Source organism: Arthrobacter sp. YC-RL1 (assembly GCF_001454985.1).
Lineage (GTDB): Bacteria > Actinomycetota > Actinomycetes > Actinomycetales > Micrococcaceae > Glutamicibacter > Glutamicibacter soli.
Genome location: NZ_CP013297.1, coordinates 2,091,049 through 2,108,612, shown reverse-complemented (window position 1 = coordinate 2,108,612; position 17,564 = coordinate 2,091,049). Strand labels below are relative to the sequence as shown.

The window sequence follows — 17,564 nt, the reverse complement described above, 5'->3', positions numbered from 1 at the left end:
GTGTTTCCAGATTTTCTGGAAGCACGCCGTTGCTGCTTTAACCGCAGATGCCCGCATTCTCCAAGGCGTCCCGGGATTAGCCGCATGCTCGCCGGGCAATCAGCCGGGGAGGTTGCCCGAGGCAACGGCCATTGGCTAGAGTCGTCGTATCGCGGTGCTTGCCGGACTTATCGGCCCTGGGCCCCCGTTGGATGCTTCGGCGCGACAGGGCCCGGATAACCACACGATCCATGCACCGACCGGGTAGCAAGTCAACAGGAGTAGAACATGCGCGCACTGCTCATCGAGTCCAAGGGCGCCGCGGCGCATCTCACGGATGCCGATCCGGGCCTTCTTGCCGGCCCCGTCGAACTAGACGTGCTGTACTCCAGCCTGAACTACAAGGACGGGCTCGCCCTGACCGGGCAGGGCATTGCGCGCTCCTGGCCTTTGATCCCTGGAATCGATATTGTCGGACGTGTCACCCGGTCGGAAAGTCCCGAGTGGAACTCCGGCGACACCGTCATCCTCAACGGGTCCGGGATTGGCGAAAGCACCCATGGCGGGTATGCAGAGCAAGCGCGGGTCGCACCCGACTTCCTCGTCAGGCTTCCCGGCACGCTCGCCGCGCATCAAGCCGCGGCGATTGGCACGGCCGGGTTCGAGGCCGCGATCGCCGTGCAGAAAATCCTCGACTCGGCAGTGGCTCCCAGCGACGGCGAGGTCCTGGTCACCGGCGCAGCCGGCGGCGTGGGCTCGATCGCCTGCGCGCTGCTTGCCCGCCATGGCTACCAGGTGGTCGCCTCCAGCGGGCGCGGCGACGAGGAAGCAGCGTACCTTAAGGAGCTCGGTGCGCAACGGATCATCGACCGCGCGACGCTGGCCGGCGACGCTGGCGGCCCACTTCAAAAACAGCTCTGGGCCGCCGCGATCGACGTGGCCGGGGGCACCACCCTGGCCAACGTGCTGGCCCAAACCTCGTACGGGGGACTGGTGGTCGCTTGCGGCATGGCCCAAAGCGCGGAGCTGTCCATTACCGTCTTCCCGCACATTCTGCGCGATGTCACCCTGGCCGGGGCCGACACCGTCAGCGCGCCGCTGGCCACGCGGACCCGGGCTTGGGAGCTGCTGGCCGAGGATCTCGATCTCAGCTTGCTTGCAGGGATGAGCACCACCATCGAACTCGAGCAGGTGCTGGACCGGGCCGAAGAGATCCTCGCAGGCCGCGTGCGCGGACGCACCGCGGTGCGCCTCACCGCGTGAGCGCCAAGGCCCAACCGCTCGTCGAGCTGGTGCTCAGGGATAGAATAGCTGCATGATGCATCACGGTGAATACAAGGTAGTCGGCGGCAAACTGGTCGTTGTGGATCTGGATACCGCGGATGAGGTGATCACCGCCGCTTCGCTGAACGGGGACTTCTTCCTTGAGCCCGATGACGCGTTGGAAGACCTGAATGCAGCGCTCACCGGGTTGCGCACCGATGCCAGCCACTCCACCATCCGCGACGCGGTCACCGCAAGACTGCGCGAGGGCGCGGTGATGTTCGGTTTTGATGCCGATGCAGTGGCCCGGGTGGTGCGCCGCGCGCTGGGCCACGCCACCAAGTGGGAAGACCATGACTGGCAGATCCTGGGCCCGGAGATCATACCGGTGGTCGAGCAGGTCGCCCTGGACGAGGTGCTGACCCGGCAGATCGCCAAGGGGGAGCGCAAGCCCACCATCCGGTTCTGGGACTGGGACGAATCCGCCGTGGTCATCGGCTCGTTCCAGTCGCTGCGCAACGAGGTCGACAGCCAGCAGGCCGAACATCACGGCATCAAGGTGGTGCGCCGCATTTCCGGCGGCGGGGCCATGTTCATGGAGGCCGGGAACTGCATCACCTATTCGCTCTACGCCCCGGAATCACTCGTGGACGGCATGAGCTTCGCGGACTCCTACCCGTTCCTGGATTCGTGGGTCATGGAAGCGCTGGCGAAGATCGGCATCACCGCACACTACAAGCCGCTGAACGACATCGCGACGGCGGCGGGAAAGATCGGCGGCGCCGCGCAGAAGCGCCTGGCCAACGGGGCCATGCTGCACCACGTGACGATGAGCTATGACATCGACGCCGAGAAGATGACCCAGGTGCTGCGCATCGGGCGCGAGAAGATCTCCGACAAGGGCATCACCTCTGCGGTCAAGCGCGTGGATCCGCTGAAGTCGCAGACGCAGCTGACCCGTGGGGAAATCATCGAGGTCATGATGGACACCTTCGCGCAGCGCACCGGCGCGGTGCGCGCCGAACTGGACGAGAAGTCCCGCCAGGCAGCCCGCGAACTGGCCGCGGCGAAGTTCGACACCGAGCAGTGGACGGCCAGGGTTCCGTAACCCGGACGCGACGCCGGGCGCGGTATTCGCTGGCGAGCCATTGGGCATCGAGCCGCCCTGTACTCCCGCATTTTGTGATTTGTGGGAATGTAGGCGAAGTTCATTCTCAGATCTTGGAAGGTGCCTAGCCAATGGTCCGTTCACCGCGGCCCGGAATCCAGGGTGAAATGCCGTCCCACATGGCCAGCTCTTGCCTTTGAGGAGATCGCGTGGCTGGTAGCTGCGGATGCGACGCATTGGCCCGGTAGCGACTGTGCGCCCGCGGCCCCTCTAGGGCCGCAGTTGTTCCGCAGATCGCGGATTGCGACCCGCGGGTTTCAGGGCGAACCTCTGCGCTGGTCGAAGAAGCCACGATCGAGACCGTTCGCTTCGACCGTGATCTGGGTGATGCCGCCGCACTGTTTGCCGCACTGCTGCTCCGAAGCGAGTCTGCAGCCAGCTCGCAGATTGAGAACTTGACCGTTGGCGCGCGGCGCCTGGCCTTCGCTCAATTGGGGGACCGCTCCAGCGTCTATGCTGCCTTGGTCGCTTCCAATATTTCCGCCATGTCGGCGGCAATCGACCTCGCGGAAAACCTCTGCAGCGAGAACATCCTGGCCATGCACCGCGGGCTGCTTGAGAGCTCCGAGCCCCAGCTAGCTGGACGCTACCGCGCTGAAGCGGTGTGGATCGGCGGGAATTCCCCGCATTCAGCCATGTTTGTTCCTCCGCACGAGGACAGGGTCGGCCCGGGCATCGCCGATTTGGTGCGGTTCATGCAACGTGATGATATTCCCGCGCTGACGCAGACGGCCATTTCCCATGCGCAGTTCGAGACCATCCATCCCTTCCCGGACGGCAACGGTCGAACCGGCCGCGCACTGGTCGGGTCGATGCTGAGGAACAAGGGAGTTACCGAAAAGGTCACGATTCCGGTGTCATCCGGCTTGCTCACCGATACCGCGGCATATTTCGATGCACTCGGAGCCTACCGCGAGGGCGGCATCGAACCCATCGTGGATATGTCCGCTAAGTCCACTTTGAGGGCGGCTGGCAACGGCAGGAAGCTGGCCGCGGACATCCGAAATGTCCGCGAACAGGTTCTTGCGGGGTTCCTTCGGCCACCCGGCGAAGGCTTGAAGCAGGCAACGGAACTGATATTCCGCGAACCGGCCATGACCGCCCAGCTGCTCATGCACGCCACCGGCCAATCCTCCAGTACCGCCTATCGGAATATCGAACGCATTGAGCAGGCGGGTGCATTGAAGGCCGCGGGCCATGTCAACGGGCAGAGGGCGTGGATCGCACCCAAAGTGATCGCTGCGCTTGACGACTTCGCAGCCAGGGCTTGTCGGCGCGTGCGCGGATGAAATTGACGGCAGCCCCCGGGCCATTGGCGCTGAGTGCTCAGCGCAAGGCCCGGAGGCTGGCGGGTTGCTACCGGCTGGTGCGGCTGAAGGCCTGGGCGTTCAGCGCGCGCTGCAGCGCATCGCGCTCCTCGATGAGGATGCGGCGCAGGGCCTTGGGGGCGCCATCGTGGCGTTCAAGCCATGCGGTGGCGTCGGCCAGCGCGGTGTTCTGCTCGATCGCTCCCTCCAGGTCCTGGTTCATCGGGTACAGGCCCTCGATGACGCGGGTGGCGAACTCCATGCTCATGGTCTCGAAGACCGGCTGGATCGCCGCCCAGTAGCGCTGCTCGAACGGGGCCAGCAGCGAGGCCGAACCCATCGAGAAGCCCAGGGCCACCGCCGAGAGCGCGTCGTTGGACAGCGCGCCGTCTTCGTCGCGGGCCATCAGCACGGTGTCGAAGGCGTGCTCCTTGACCTGGGCATCCGGGCGGGCGGCCAGCGCGGTGCGCACCGCGTTCAGCGCCACGCTGGTCGGGCTGGCCTTCGCGGCGGCGTGCATACGCTGCTCGGCGGCCTCGTCTAGCCGGCCGGAGGCCGCCAGCGCCACGTAGGAATCCCAGAGCAGCTGCTCGTCCACGGGAACCGCGTACTGGTTTTCGCCCTCTGCGAGGAATGCGTCGACGACCTCGCCGGCCACCCTTGCACGGGCCAGCTTGACCAGGGTGCGGGCGGTGGTCATCTGCTGGTCGCTGCCTGCCTCGAACCGGGTGAGCCAGCCGGTCAGCACGGCGGCGGCGCGGTCGCGCAGCCCGGCGCGCAGCTCCGGCGCGGCGTAGCGGGAGATCGTGGACACCAGCTGGTCGGTGAGCACGCCGAACACGCCGGCGTCGGCGACGGTGTGCGCGTGGTCCAGGATCGCGCCGGCGTAGCTCTGTGCGTCCAGGGTGGCCGAGCGCACCGCGTCCCACAGCGACGCCCAGCAGGTGGCGCGCGGCAGCGAGTCGGTCAGGCCGGAGAGGTTCGCTAGCAGCGTGGCCCTGGAGGCGGGATCGAACTCGATCAGCGCGTAGGTCTCGTCCCCGTCGTTGGGCAGGACCAAGGCCGGAGCCGGCTGGCCGACCAGGAAGTCCAGCGGCGCGCTTTCGCCGGTAAGCTCCACCGACTGCACCGCGCTGCGGGTCAGCGCGCCCTCGGCGAGGGCGTAGGCGCCGACGGTCAGCACGTGCGGTCGGCGGATCGGCTCGCCGCTGATCGGGTCGGTGCCGAACTGCACGAGGGTCGCCTCGGTGACCAGCCCGGCTTCGTCCACCGCGTAGTCCACGCGCAGCTTGGGCACGCCGCTGGTCTTCAGCCAGGCATCGGCCCACTGGCCCATGTCGCGGCCGCTGGCCGATTCAAGTGCCTGCAGGAAGTCATCCAGCGAGGTGTTGGAGTAGGCGTGGGTGCGGAAGTAGCTGCGCGCGGCGTCGCGGAAGGCGTCCGCGCCGACGAAGGCCGCCAGCTGCTTGAGCACGGAGGCGCCCTTGGCGTAGGTGATGCCGTCGAAGTTCTGGTCGGCTGCCAGCAGGTCGGGAATGTCGGCGACGATCGGGTGGGTGGTCGGCATCTGGTCGGCCACGTAGGCCCAGGCCTTGCGGCGGGCGGCGAAGGTGGTCCACGCGGTGGTGAAGTCGGTGGCCGCATCGTTGGCCAGGGTGCCGATGTAATCCGCGAAGGACTCCTTGAGCCACAAGTCGTCCCACCACTTCATGGTGACCAGGTCGCCGAACCACATGTGCGCCATCTCGTGCATGATGGTGTTCGCGCGCTGCTCGTGCTGGCCCTCGGTGGCGTGCGAGGTGAAGACGTAGCGTTCGGTGAAGGTGACCAGGCCGGGGTTTTCCATGGCGCCCAGGTTGTACTCGGGCACGAAGGCCGAGTCGTACTTGCCCCACGGGTAGGGGTAGTCGAACAGCTCGTGGAAGTAGGCCAGCCCGCGGCTGGTCAGCTCCAGGATCTCTTCGCCGTCGAAGTGCTCGGCCAGCGAGGCGCGGCAGGTGGCCGCCATCTCGATGACCAGTTCCTCGCCGTCGGCCAGCTGCTGGACGTGCTCGTCGCGCACCACGTGGTACGGGCCGGCCAGTACGGCGGTGATGTAGGAGGAGATTTTCGGGGTGGGGGAGCAGGCGACGGTTTTGGTGCCGTTCTCGTGGAAGACCTCGTCCACGATCGGCTGGTTGCTCGCCAGATGCCAAGCCGAAGGGCCGGTGAGGGTGAAGCGGTAGCTGGTCTTCAAGTCCGGCTGCTCGAAGCAGGCGAAGACACGGCGGGCCTCGGAGGGTTCGAACTGGGTGTAGAGGTAGGTTTCGCCGTCCTGCGGGTCAATGAAGCGGTGCAGGCCCTCGCCGGAGCGCGAGTAGATGGCCTTGCCGGTGATCTTCACGGTGTTCGGCGCGTCGGTGCGCAGCCCGCTCAGGTAGATGCGGGCGTCGAGCACTGCGTCGTCCAGGTCGATCGGGTTGCCGTTGACCAGGACCTCCTGCACGGACTCGTGGATGAAGTCCACAAAGGTCTCGCCGCTGGCGGTGTCGAAGTTCAGCGTCGTCACCGACTGGTAGCTGGTGGCGGCCGGGTCGACCGCGTTGGAAAGATCCAGCTGGACCTCGGCGAAGTGCCAGGTGATGTCGGCGGCGCGCAGCGCGGCCTCGTCCCGGCGGAGGTTTTCATTCGGTGCATAGCGTTCTAGTGTGTCCACCACACCAGCTTAGCTGTGAAACAAGTGTTTGAGACTACTTGCACGGCAGAATTTTGGCCGGTTGCTCCAGCCTACCGCACGCCGCGGGGCGCGCAAGGCGCTGATTCGCCACCGTTTCGGGGGTCGAATAGGGTTAAGCCAGAGAATGCAGGACAAGCAGGAACGGGAGTACCAGTGGATACCTTTATCAAGGGACCCTCCAAGCGCGACGTGGCAGGCATGAAGGCCGCCTTCGGCACGGTGTCGGCGGGCGACGTCGTCTCGGTGCTCTACAAGACCGCGCGCTTCGGCAACTTCCTGATTAGCGGACAAGCCCACGCCACGGTGCTGGACGACCTGATGGTCGGCGGGCTGAACGCCGCCGCGGCCAAGAAGACCGCCAAGGGGTCGGACGGCGAGGAGAGCGCGGTACGCCAGCCGGACAAGGATGTGCGCGCGTTCCCCGCGGAATTCGACGGCAGCTTCGAGCCGCAGGCCGTCGAGGCGGCGGATCTGACGCACGGCGACCTGGTGGTTGCCTCCTTCAGCCAGGAACCCTACGGCGACTTCGTGGTCACCGGCGTGGTCACCGAGGCGGAAAACGACCACTCCTACCTGATGGTCGGTCCGTGGATCTTGCACACCGCGCAGGGCAACGCCCCGCGCCTGCTTCAGGTCCAGCTGGTCTCGACCGCTGGCACCCACGTGGCCCCGGTCCCGACCCGCCGTGGGCTGGTCGAGGTCGCAGAGCTCGACGGCTAGCCAGACAACGCAACCCGTAGGCACCGCCGATGAAACTCCATCACGTGCAGCTGCCGATGCAGGCAGGCGGCGAAGACCTCGCCCGGGAGTTCTACGCCGGCGCGCTGGAGTTCACCGAGGTGCCCAAACCCGAGGCGCTGCGCGGCCGTGGCGGGTGCTGGTTCCGCGCCTACGACGAGGGCGCGATCAGCGCGGAACTGCACCTGGGTGTCGACCCGGAGTTCGAGCCGCCTGCAAAGGCGCACCCGGCGCTGCTGGTGGCCGGCCGCGAGGAATTGGAAGCCATGGGCGAACGCATGCGCGCGCTGGGCTGCCCGGTGGATTTCAGCGAACGCACCAGCTTTGAAGGCTATGAGCGCTTCCATACGCGCGATCCCTTCGGCAACCGGCTTGAATTCCTCGCGCCGCTGCCTGCGGACCGGGTGGAAGGGGAATTGTAGTGGTCAAGTGGGACCTGCGCGGCTACGACCGCTCCTGGGGCTGGGGGACCGTTGCCTGCATCGCGCTGGTCTCCGCAGTGATCGCCTGTGGTCGGTCTGTTCCTCCGAGCGGCTGCCGGAGGAACTGGCCACGCAGTGGAACGAGCAGAATATCGCCGGCGGGTTCGAACCGCTGTTCGGGATCAACCTGCTGCTTTCGGCCACGGCCATCGTGTTGTGCGCCCTGGTCTGCGGGCTGGCCATCGCCCGCCGCGGCGCCTCGGCGTTGCTGGCCCGGGTCGGGGTTGGCCTCGGGGTGTTCTTCGCGCTGGGAGTCAACGCAATGCACCTGACACTGATCGCCTCCCAGCTGGATGCTCAGGACCCGACGCGGGTCACCATGGACCCTGCGCTGATGATCCCCACCCTGGGATTGGCGGCCCTGGCCGGGGTGCTCGCCTTCACCTTCTATCGGCCGCAGCCTGCCGCTTAGCGACTGAATTGCTCAGGCGGTGCGCTGCTTGCGGCCGAACAGAGCCAACGCTGCGCCGAGCGTGGCCCCGAACATCACCAGCACCGAGAAAAGGTAGAAGAACGTCGTATTCGCGGCGATGAACTGGGTTGCCCGCGGCCCGGTCTCCGGCATGTAGTCGGCGTAGGGCGCAGGCGTGGAAACCGCCAGCAGCAGCACGAAGCGCAGCACAAACGAGGCGGCGGCGATACCCAGCAGCACGATCAGCGCCTTGCGGGAAGGCAATCCCTTGGCGCCGGTGTCTGCGGGGAGCCGTTGGGCGGACATGATGAACAGGATGGCGCCCAGAGTCAGGCAGATGAATTGCAGGACCGCAGAGCTCGTGGTGAGCATGGAAAGCAGTGCCGCCCCGACGCCGAGCCAAGCCAGCTGCCGCGAACGAACCATTTCCGGGTGGGGATTCATCTGTGATCCTTTTCCTTGTCGAACCACGCGGGTGACCATCGCGACTGTCGAGGCCAGTCTACGTGGGTTCGGCCGCAAGGCGAAGCTGGACCAGTGTCATGCTGTGGTTGCGGTTCACAATCTCGAAACCTTCGGCCTGGAAGCTGCTGAGCACGCCGGTGAACAGGCCGGCGCTGTTTTTCGCATTGATCGCGGTGTCGGTGGGGCGGGCACGCAGGAACTCGGCCCCGGCATCCCGCGCATGCCCGATCGCCGCGCGCAGAAGTTCGCGGGCAACACCGCGCCTCCGGTAGCCGTCGCGGACCACGAAGCAGGTCAGTGCCCAGATCGAGTGCGTCGCCTGGTGGCCACGCGGCTTGAACCGGGGATAGCGGGTGCTCGGGCCGACCTGCACCCAACCGGCGGGCTCGCCGTCCGCGTAGGCCACCAAGCCGGCCGGGACCTCCTGGGTACAGACCTGCGTCTGCAGCGCCAGGTCGTTGGCATCGGCACCCTGGTTCCAGTTCTTGTCGATGAAGTACTGGCACTTGCACCAGGAAGGATCGCCGGTCATACCGAAAATCTGCCGGATGTCGTTCAACCGCTCGGCATCCGCCGGAAAGATCTCGATGCTCATTGTGCCTGCCTGTTTCTCGTCTGGGAGCCGCCGAATCTGCTTGGACCCATCACACCGCGGGCGTAGCATGGGGCGCAATAACCTGCGCCTAAAGTACCGGAAACCCCGTGGAGAGGGAAGAGCCATGAGCCATGCACCGATGCCCCGGATCAAGAGGTTCGACCATGTCGGCGTCACGGTCTCGGACCTGGAAGCGGTGACCGAGTTCTTCGTGGAGCTGGGCCTGGAAGTCCAGGGAAGCCAGGAAGGCATGGAGGGGGAGTTCCTCGACACCGTCTGCGGCATCCCGGATTCGCGCACCAATATCGTGATGCTCGCGGTGCCAGGAACCGAGGTCTGCATCGAGCTGTCCAGTTTCGACCGCCCGGCCCCGGGGCCCGGACAGCCGGGGGCGATGGCCAACGAGCTGGGACTGCGCAGCCTGGCCTTCGAAGTGGAGGACCTGCCCCTGCTGGTGAGCCGGCTGCAGGAACGCGGCTACGGGCTGATCGGGGGCATCGGGGAATACGAGGGCATCTGGTCCATGGCCTACATCCGCGGTCCCGAGGGGCTGACCATCGCGTTGGCGCAACGGCTGGCGTAGTGCTGAGTGCAAGAGCGTCTGGTCGCCTCGGACGATGGCTTCTGAACTCCCTTGCATTGTCGGGTGTGTCTTCGGCGCAGGGATGGGGCCTATCGTCTCTAGTGAACACGTCAGGAATCCTATTCGCAGCGCTGGCAAGCAATCCAAGATCTCATTCATTTTGTATCCGATCGGTGACATCATGTATTCATGAAAACCATCGATTCAGCAAAGGCGCTCGGCGCTGCGGCACGCGGTGCTCGCATTGAACGAGGGCTAAGCCAGCAAGCGCTAGCGGACCTTAATGGGCTTTCGAGGAAGTTCATTGGCGATTTGGAATCCGGCAAGAACTCACTTGAGTTAGGTCCTGCGCTCAAAGTCGCCAGTTCGTTGGGGATCCATTGGGGGGCTCCTGATCCTTCACCGCAGATGGTCTTGGACCAAGTTGCCAAGGATATAGCTGAAGAACTTTCTCAAGGGGAACGTGAGTTCGCTTTGCGGATCGCCATGGACGCGCTCAAGCGCCTGAAATCAATGAGACCGCAACGTTTGAAGAAACCTGGATCCACGGGAAGCGCGAAATTTGATGCGTTGCTTGCCGCAGGAGCGCGACTTGTTATGGAGGGCAACTCGCCGCATTTGCCACGGTGGGGAGCGAAATTGCCAGAGCCTTGGTTCCCCGGTGATGACACCCGGACGATGGGCGAGGCATTTCGAAATCTGACGATAAGGCGGACCCCAAAGAAGTTTGCAGATTTCAATATCTTTATTAAGGACAATTCGCTGGAGGCCGCTTGAGTCGTGAACTGACTCTGGAAGAGATCCGCGGGCTCGTCAGGGAGCTTATCCGTCGGCTTGAAAGTGATGGCCTGGCCATAACGAACCGACTTGTCGGGGGAGCAGCCATAGCACTGTCAGGCCACAGTAGGAGAGTTACGCGGGATGTTGATGCCTCGTACAGCGCGACTGACAGCGTCGAGCAGATTATTGCGGCGATCGCTGATGAGCGGGGGCTGCCTACGAACTGGCTTAACTCGTCTGCGGCGGCCTTTATCCCTTCCGGGCCACGTGGAATGAAATCAACCTTGGTGACGGTCATCATGCGTTTGTCGCTTCATTGGACACGCTTCTGGCCATGAAGCTCAGTTCTGCCAGGCAGCGCGATCTGGAAGACATCAGCTTCCTGGTTGCCGCGTTGGGTATCGAGGACCCCAATGAAGCCGTGAGGATTGCGGAAGAACTCTACGGAGTTGATGATGTCGCATATTCACCCGTCAGTCGTGAAGATGCACCCATCGTGGCACTGGAAGCAATAGAACAGGCACACCAAGACGAGAGCTAGCCGGTCCCGAGGGGATTTTGGAAACTATTCTTCAGAACTTTCTCGTGTCGAAGTTCTTTCGCTAGCAGCAGTGCTGTCCTCGAGTGGTGAGGTGGCAGGCGCAGCACAGACTGCCTAAGCACTTGCGGGCCCCGCCATCCGGGAGGACGGCGGGGCCGGCAGGCATTCACGCGGTTCGGCTGCTCAGGCTATGCCTTGGCGCCGCTCTTGCGCAGGGACTTCTCGCTGACCGGGGCGTTGTCGCTGGCGCGCAGGCGGCGGAAGTATTCCATCGCTTCGTCCTGGCGCTGGGCCTCGATTCCGGAGGAGATCTCCGCGCGCAGGTGCTCCTGGGTGTAGCCGAAGGCGTCGACCAAATCCTGCGCGTGCGGGCGCAGGCGGGCGAGCAGCCGGTTGACGTACTCCGGCAGGGTGCGGGCACGCTGCATGGACAGGCGCCCGTTGGCCAGGAACCAGCCCAGGTCGTCCTCGATCACGGTCAGCGCGAAGACGTCGCGCAGCCACGTCAGCACCTCCTTGGTGGCCGGATCCTGGATCTTGGCCAGGGCGGCGGTGAAGGCCTCCCAGCGCAGCAGCTGTCCGTGGTCGCGGGCTGCGGAGATGAGCAGGTCCTGGTTCTCGTTGAAGGCATTGGCCGCCTTCACCGGGTCCTTGCCCGCGGCGCGCAGCGCGCCGGCGACCTCGGCGACCTTGGCGTTGATGCGCTCGGTGAGCAGCGCGCGCTGGTTGGCGGGGTCCTTGAAGAAGTTCGCGCTCTTGCGCTCGTCGCTCACGTCGGCGAAGGACTGGCCCACGCCGCGCAGCCCGAAGCGGTGCAGGGCGGTGCTGCCGACCTGCTTGGCCACGTAGCGGGCCACCGCGCCGGTATCCAGCTTGCGGAACTCCGAGGCGTAGTCGGTGAGCAGGCGCTTGCCCACCAGCTGCAGCAGCACGTTGTTGTCGCCCTCGAAGGTGACGTAGATGTCCAGGTCGTTGTAGAGCTGGTTGAAGCGGTTCTTGGCCATGTAGCCCGAGCCGCCGCAGGCCTCGCGCGATTCCTGGATGGTGTCCAGCGCGTCCCAGGTGCTCAGCGGCTTCAGCGCAGCCGCGAGAGTTTCCAGGTCCTGGCGGTCCTCGTCGGTGTCCTCGCGGCCGGAAAAGACCGCGTCGAACTTGTCCAGCAGGTCGTCGTGCGCGAAGGAGGAGGCGTAGGTGCGGGCCACACGCGTGAGCAGGCGGCGCTGGTGGCGCTGGTAGTCGAGCAGCGTGGTCTCCTCGGTGTCCGAGGTGGAGTTGAACTGGCGGCGCTGATTCGCGTAGGTCACCGCGATCTGCAGGGCGATCTTCGAGGCGCTGGTGGCGGCGCCGTCCAGCGAGACGCGGCCCTGGACCAGGGTGCCGAGCATGGTGAAGAAGCGGCGGCCCGGGGAGGCGATCGGGGAGCTGTAGCTGCCGTCGGCGGCGACGTCGCCGTAGCGGTTGAGCAGGTTGGTGCGCGGCACACGCACGTTGGTGAAGTGCAGCCGGCCGTTATCGATGCCGTTCAGCCCGCCCTTCAGGCCGTCGTCCTCGCCGCCGACGCCGTCCAGGAACTGCCCGTCCTGATCGCGGATCGGCACATAGAAGCAATGCACGCCGTGGTTCACGCCCTTGGTGATCAGCTGGGCGAAGACGGTGGCTGCCTTGCCGTGCAGCGCCGCGTTGCCCAGGAATTCCTTCCAGGCGGCCTTGAACGGGGTGTGGATGACGAATTCCTCGGTGTCCTCGTCATAGGTGGCGGTGGTGGCGACGGCTGCGACGTCCGAGCCGTGGCCGATCTCGGTCATCGCGAAGGCGCCGGGGGTCTTCAGGCTCATGGCGTCCGGCAGCCACTTGGCGTGGTGCTCCGCGGTGCCCAGGTGCAGGATCGCCCCCGCGAACAGGCCCCACTGCACGCCTGCCTTGATCTGCAGCGACGGGTCGGCGGCAACCAGTTCCTCGAAAGAGGCCAGCGAGCCGCCGTGGTCGTCGTGGCCGCCGAACTGTGCCGGGAAGGCGCGCTGCACCGCCTGCTCCTGGACCAGGATGCCCAGCTGCTGAAGCACGCGGGCGCGGTGCGCGTCCATCGGCAGCGAGGGGTCGCGCTGCAGCTCGGGGCGGGCGGCGCGGGCGCGCGAGGCCTTGCGGACCTCGGCGTAGGGGCCGAGCAGCTGCTCGGCCAGGGCCTTGACGTCGATGCGGGTCTCACTCATGTCGGTACCTTTCGTTCACTGCACAATGTTGACGGGTTGGGTGTCGGGATGGTTGCTAGCGGGCGGCGATGCCGTGGACCAGCCAGCGGCTCAGTTCGTCGGCCAGTGCGGCCAAGCTGGGTTTGCCGCCGCTCTCGGGCTGGCGCAGCCACTGCTCGCCCGCGGCGCGCACCATGCCCAGCGCCGCGCGCGGCCAGAGGCTGATCGCGGTGGCGCCGGCGGCGGCTGGCAGGCCGGTCAGCCGCTGGGCGATCAGCGAGCTGATCTCCTCGAAGAAGTCGTTCAGCGCGCCGGAGGCGTCGTCGGCGGCACCGGAGTCCCGGGGGACTGCGGTGACGAAGAAGTAGAGGTTGGGGGAGTTCGCCGCCAGTTCCAGGTAGGCGGTGACCATCGCGTGCAGCGCGCTGGCCTCGTCCTGCTTGGCCAGGCCCGCGGCGATCACCCGCTGGCGGAAGTCGTTGATGACCATCGCGCCCAGCGCTTGGCGCAGCCCTTCCTTGTCTCCGAAGTAGCGGTAGTAGACCGGCTTGGAGGTCTTGGCGTGGTTCGCGATCTCCTGGATTGAAACCTGCGGGCCGAGCTGGTGCACCGCCTTGCGGGCGAGCTTGAGCAGCTCCTCGTGGCGGGCGGTGCGGTGGGCCTCCCAGCGGGAGGCGCGGCCGTCGGCTGCCGGGTCGAATACTTCGGTGATCTTGTTCACGTTACTCACAGTATCATGTACTCTCGGTTACAGTAATACCTGTCACATCAAATTCCCTTTAGGAGTTCAACCCAGATGAGCCAGCCCTCAGTGCGCAATGCCGTGATCATCGGTGGCAACCGCATCCCGTTCGCCCGGTCAAACACCGCCTACGTCAACGCCTCCAACCAGGACATGTTCACCGCCGCGCTGGAAGGCCTGGTGGCGCGCTTCGGGCTGCAGGGGCAGCGCCTCGGCGCCGTCGCCGGCGGCGCGGTGCTCAAGCACTCCAAGGACTTCAACCTGGTCCGCGAATCCGTGCTGGGCAGCTCGCTGGACCCTGCCACCCCTGCCTACGACGTGCAGATGGCCTGCGCCACCGGCATGGAGGCCATCGGCTCGCTGGCCAACAAGATCAAGCTGGGCCAGATCGAATCCGGCATCGGCGGCGGCGTGGACACCACCTCCGACGCGCCGATCGCGGTCTCCGAATCGCTGCGCGGCATCCTGTTGGAGCTCTCCCGCGCCAGGTCCACCAAGGCCAAGCTGGCGGCGCTGGCCAAGATCCGCCCCTCGCACCTGGCGCCCAGCGCCCCGGGCACCGGCGAGCCGCGCACCGGGTTGTCCATGGGCGACCACCAGGCGTTGACCACCAAGGCCTGGAACATCACCCGCGAAGCCCAGGACGAGCTGGCGCTGGCAAGCCACCTGAACCTGGCCGCCGCCTACGACCGCGGCTTCTTCAACGACCTGCTGACCCCGTTCAAGGGGCTTTCGCGCGACAACAACCTGCGCGCCGACTCCACCCTTGAGAAGCTGGCCAAGCTCAAGCCCGCCTTCGGCAAGAACTTGGGCGAGGCGGCCACCATGACCGCCGGCAACTCCACCCCGCTGACCGACGGCGCCTCCACGGTGCTGCTGGGCAGCGAGGAATTCGCCGCCGCGCACGATCTGCCGATGCTGGCGAACTTCGTGGACTTCGAGGCCGCCGCGGTGGACTTCGTGCACGGCGCCGAGGGCCTGCTCATGGCCCCTGCCTACGCCACCGCCCGCCTGCTGGAGCGCAACAACCTGGCCGTGCAGGACTTCGACTTCTACGAGATCCACGAGGCCTTCGCCGGCACCGTGCTCGCCACGCTGGCCGCCTGGGAGGACGAGACGTTCTGCCGTGAGAAGCTGGGACTGGATGCGCCGCTGGGGGCCATCGACCGGGGCAAGCTGAACGTGAACGGCTCCTCGCTGGCGGCCGGGCACCCGTTCGCCGCCACCGGCGGGCGCATCATCGCCAGCACCGCCAAGATGCTGGCAGAAAAGGGCAGCGGCCGCGCACTGGTTTCCGTGTGCGCCGCCGGAGGCCAGGGAGTCGTCGCGATCGTGGAGGCACGCAAGTAATGGCAGACAAGTACATGGAACTGGTCAACACCGGCATGACCAAGAAGCTCGCGAAGCTGCTGGGCCTGCCGCGCCCGCCGCGGCTGCGCCGCTACGGGGAAACCACCCCGCTGCTGCCCGGCCCGGTGCTGGTGCTGGGCAGCTCGGCCCGCGCCCAGGAACTGAGCGACACGCTGATGGGCTGGGACCTGGACGTGCGCCGCCACGATGCCGGGGACGCGAAGCTGGGCGGGCTGGTGCTGCTACTGGACGAGCTCACCCACCCCGAGCAGCTCTCGCCGCTGATGCTCGCCGCCGGCGCGGCGCTGCGCAAGCTGGTGCCCGGGGCCCGCGTGGTCTCGATTTCCCGCCCGGCGCTGGACACCGACGCCCCGGCCCTGGCTGCGGTGCGCCAGGGCATCGACGGCGCCATGCGCTCCTTGGGCCGCGAAATGCGCGGCGGGGCCACCGCCAACGGCATCGTGCTCACCGAGGGCACCGACCTGCTCAGCCCCGGAACCCTTGGCGCGCTGCGCTTCTTCTTCTCCGGACGCAGCGCCTACGTGGACGGGCAGTTCCTCACCGTGCGCAGCACCGACGGCGAGCTGCCTGCCGACTTCCGCAAGCCGCTGGCTGGCAAGGTTGCCGTGGTCACCGGCGCCGCGCGCGGCATCGGCGCCTCGATCGCCCGCACCCTGGCCCGCGACGGCGCCCAGCTGGTGGTGGTGGACATGCCCGCCGCCGGCGAGGCGCTGGCCGCGGTAGCCAACCAGATCGGCGCGACCACCCTGCAGCTGGACGTCACCGCGAAGGACGCCGCGCAGCAGATCATGGACCACGCCATCGGCCGCCACGGTTCGCTGGACATCGTCGTGCACAACGCAGGCATCACCCGCGACAAGCTGCTGGCCAACATGGACGCGGCCCGCTGGGATTCGGTGATCGCGGTGAACATCGCCTCGCAGCTGCGCATGAACGAGGCGTTCCTCGCCGCCAAGCTGCCGGGGCTGCGCGTGGTCTCGCTGGCCTCCACCTCCGGCATCGCCGGAAACCGCGGGCAGACCAACTACGCCGCCTCCAAGGGCGGGGTGATCGGCATGGTGCGCTCCAGCGCCAAGCTGTTCGCCGAGCAGGGCGGCTCCATCGCCGCGGTGGCCCCGGGCTTCATCGAAACCGAGATGACCGCCAAGATCCCGCTGGGCACCCGCACCGTGGCGCGCATGGTGCTGCCCTCGCTGATGCAGGGCGGGCTGCCGCAGGACGTCGCCGAGGCGATCTCCTTCCTCAGCTCGGACGCCGCCGCCGGCCTGAACGGCCAGGTGCTGCGCGTGTGCGGGCAGTCGCTGGTGGGTGCCTAGATGGGCGCCGAACTGGTCGAGCAGATCCCGTCCATGGGCTCGGTCTACGCCAAGGCGGTGAAGACCCTGGGCCGCAAGGGGCGCAATCCGGTGCTGCCCTCCACGGTGCTGGTCCACCGCTCGGCCGCGGCCGACCCCGGCGGCCTGGATGCGTTCCGCCGCGCGGTCGGCGCCCCGGCCAACGGGGTGCTGCCCAGCCTCTACGTGCATTCGCTGGCCTTCCCGCTGGCCATGTCGCTGATGCTGCGAGGCGACTTCCCGCTGCCGCTGCTGGGCATGATCCACCTGCGCAACCAGGTGGCAGTGCGCCGGCCGCTGGCCGAGGACGAGGCCTTCGACGTGGAGGTGCGCAGCGAGAACCTGGCCGCCCATCCCAAGGGCGCGGCCTTCGACCTGGTGGTGCGCATCGTGGTGGACGGGCAACAGCGGATGGAGCTGCGCAGCACCTTCCTGGCCAAGGGCGTGAAGCTCGAAGGCGCCGTGCCGGAGAAATCGGTGCATGCTGCCTTCGATCCGCCGCAGCGGACCGCGTCCTGGACGCTGGATGCCGGGACCGGGCGGCGCTGGGCGGCGGTGGCGGGGGACTACAACCCGATCCACCTTTCCGCGCTGAGCGCCAAGGCGCTGGGCATGCCGCGGGCCATCGCCCACGGCATCTACCTGGCCGCCCGCGCGCTGTCCGGCATCGAGCCGGCGGCGGGCGAGTACCGCTGGAGCATCGAGTTCAAGACCCCGGTGGTGCTGCCGGCCAGCGTCGATCTGGCCTTCACCCGCACCGAGGCGGGCTTCGAGGTGGCGGCGTGGAGCCCCCGCAAGGGCAAACCGCACTTCGAGCTCACGCTACAAACGCAGGCCTAAGACAAGCAGCGTTGGCGCAGGACCTCTACGGTCCTGCGCCAACGCTGCTTGTGCGGGGG

The 17,564-nt window shown here is 66.7% G+C and carries 18 protein-coding genes; 13 read left to right on the top strand and 5 right to left on the bottom strand.

Features of this window, described 5'->3' with window-relative positions:
- Positions 1-267 precede the first annotated feature (267 nt).
- From ATC04_RS09865 to ATC04_RS09855, 3 genes are all read left to right on the top strand, one after another.
- Entirely contained in the window at positions 268-1,242 is a 975-nt protein-coding gene (locus tag ATC04_RS09865; protein WP_047119069.1) for an MDR family oxidoreductase, read from the top strand.
- Between the two features lie 52 nt (positions 1,243-1,294).
- Positions 1,295-2,350: a lipoate--protein ligase family protein gene (locus tag ATC04_RS09860; RefSeq protein ID WP_047119070.1), complete on the top strand. Its 1,056-nt coding sequence runs from the start codon at positions 1,295-1,297 to the stop codon at positions 2,348-2,350.
- 455 nt (positions 2,351-2,805) lie between these two features.
- Positions 2,806-3,699, top strand: coding sequence for a Fic family protein (locus ATC04_RS09855; protein WP_052772359.1), 894 nt, complete (start codon positions 2,806-2,808; stop codon positions 3,697-3,699).
- A gap of 67 nt (positions 3,700-3,766) precedes the next feature.
- Here ATC04_RS09855 and pepN read toward each other — a convergent pair whose 3' ends face one another.
- Entirely contained in the window at positions 3,767-6,412 is a 2,646-nt protein-coding gene (gene pepN / locus ATC04_RS09850; RefSeq protein WP_047120725.1) for an aminopeptidase N, read from the bottom strand.
- 174 nt (positions 6,413-6,586) lie between these two features.
- Between pepN and ATC04_RS09845 the strand changes: the two genes are divergently transcribed.
- From ATC04_RS09845 to ATC04_RS09835, 3 genes are read left to right on the top strand one after another with little or no spacing between them, the layout of a single operon-like run.
- Positions 6,587-7,153: a hypothetical protein gene (locus tag ATC04_RS09845; RefSeq protein WP_047119072.1), complete on the top strand. Its 567-nt coding sequence runs from the start codon at positions 6,587-6,589 to the stop codon at positions 7,151-7,153.
- Between the two features lie 29 nt (positions 7,154-7,182).
- Entirely contained in the window at positions 7,183-7,593 is a 411-nt protein-coding gene (locus tag ATC04_RS09840) for a VOC family protein (protein ID WP_047119073.1), read from the top strand.
- A 7-nt stretch (positions 7,594-7,600) separates the two neighbouring features.
- Positions 7,601-8,065 (top strand): hypothetical protein, encoded by a 465-nt coding sequence (locus ATC04_RS09835; protein WP_047119074.1) that lies wholly within the window; start codon positions 7,601-7,603, stop codon positions 8,063-8,065.
- A 12-nt stretch (positions 8,066-8,077) separates the two neighbouring features.
- Here ATC04_RS09835 and ATC04_RS09830 read toward each other — a convergent pair whose 3' ends face one another.
- Both ATC04_RS09830 and ATC04_RS09825 read right to left on the bottom strand, forming a co-directional pair.
- A complete protein-coding gene (locus ATC04_RS09830; RefSeq protein ID WP_047119075.1) occupies positions 8,078-8,509 on the bottom strand; it encodes a hypothetical protein in 432 nt (143 codons plus the stop codon).
- A gap of 58 nt (positions 8,510-8,567) precedes the next feature.
- On the bottom strand, positions 8,568-9,125 hold the full coding sequence (locus ATC04_RS09825) for a GNAT family N-acetyltransferase (protein WP_047119076.1): 558 nt from the start codon (positions 9,123-9,125) through the stop codon (positions 8,568-8,570).
- Between the two features lie 124 nt (positions 9,126-9,249).
- Here ATC04_RS09825 and ATC04_RS09820 point away from each other — a divergent pair, with 124 nt between their 5' ends.
- The 4 genes from ATC04_RS09820 to ATC04_RS09810 all read left to right on the top strand — a co-directional run bounded on the left by ATC04_RS09820 (position 9,250) and on the right by ATC04_RS09810 (position 11,029).
- Entirely contained in the window at positions 9,250-9,708 is a 459-nt protein-coding gene (locus tag ATC04_RS09820) for a VOC family protein (RefSeq protein WP_231735951.1), read from the top strand.
- 189 nt (positions 9,709-9,897) lie between these two features.
- Complete coding sequence (locus tag ATC04_RS18790) at positions 9,898-10,485, top strand: helix-turn-helix domain-containing protein (protein WP_082123895.1); 588 nt, start codon at positions 9,898-9,900, stop codon at positions 10,483-10,485.
- Positions 10,482-10,826 (top strand): DUF6036 family nucleotidyltransferase, encoded by a 345-nt coding sequence (locus ATC04_RS20100; RefSeq protein ID WP_353580010.1) that lies wholly within the window; start codon positions 10,482-10,484, stop codon positions 10,824-10,826. The genes ATC04_RS18790 and ATC04_RS20100 overlap by 4 nt, the downstream gene beginning before the upstream one ends.
- Positions 10,823-11,029 (top strand): hypothetical protein, encoded by a 207-nt coding sequence (locus ATC04_RS09810; protein WP_152666843.1) that lies wholly within the window; start codon positions 10,823-10,825, stop codon positions 11,027-11,029. The genes ATC04_RS20100 and ATC04_RS09810 overlap by 4 nt, the downstream gene beginning before the upstream one ends.
- Before the next feature lie 188 nt (positions 11,030-11,217).
- Here the strand turns inward: ATC04_RS09810 and ATC04_RS09805 are convergent, their stop codons facing one another.
- On the bottom strand, positions 11,218-13,239 hold the full coding sequence (locus tag ATC04_RS09805) for an acyl-CoA dehydrogenase (RefSeq protein WP_047119078.1): 2,022 nt from the start codon (positions 13,237-13,239) through the stop codon (positions 11,218-11,220).
- Positions 13,240-13,294: 55 nt separating this feature from the next.
- Positions 13,295-13,948 (bottom strand): TetR/AcrR family transcriptional regulator, encoded by a 654-nt coding sequence (locus ATC04_RS09800; RefSeq protein ID WP_047119079.1) that lies wholly within the window; start codon positions 13,946-13,948, stop codon positions 13,295-13,297.
- A 66-nt stretch (positions 13,949-14,014) separates the two neighbouring features.
- Between ATC04_RS09800 and ATC04_RS09795 the strand changes: the two genes are divergently transcribed.
- Genes ATC04_RS09795 through ATC04_RS09785 form a run of 3 tightly spaced genes read left to right on the top strand, consistent with a single transcriptional unit; the run spans position 14,015 to position 17,505 of the window.
- The gene (locus tag ATC04_RS09795) at positions 14,015-15,310 is read left to right on the top strand and encodes an acetyl-CoA C-acetyltransferase (RefSeq protein ID WP_047119080.1); all 1,296 of its coding nucleotides are present in this window, start codon (positions 14,015-14,017) and stop codon (positions 15,308-15,310) included.
- Entirely contained in the window at positions 15,310-16,647 is a 1,338-nt protein-coding gene (locus ATC04_RS09790; RefSeq protein WP_047119081.1) for a 3-oxoacyl-ACP reductase, read from the top strand. The genes ATC04_RS09795 and ATC04_RS09790 overlap by 1 nt, the downstream gene beginning before the upstream one ends.
- Entirely contained in the window at positions 16,648-17,505 is an 858-nt protein-coding gene (locus ATC04_RS09785; RefSeq protein WP_047119082.1) for a MaoC/PaaZ C-terminal domain-containing protein, read from the top strand. It abuts the gene before it with no gap.
- Positions 17,506-17,564 lie beyond the last annotated feature (59 nt).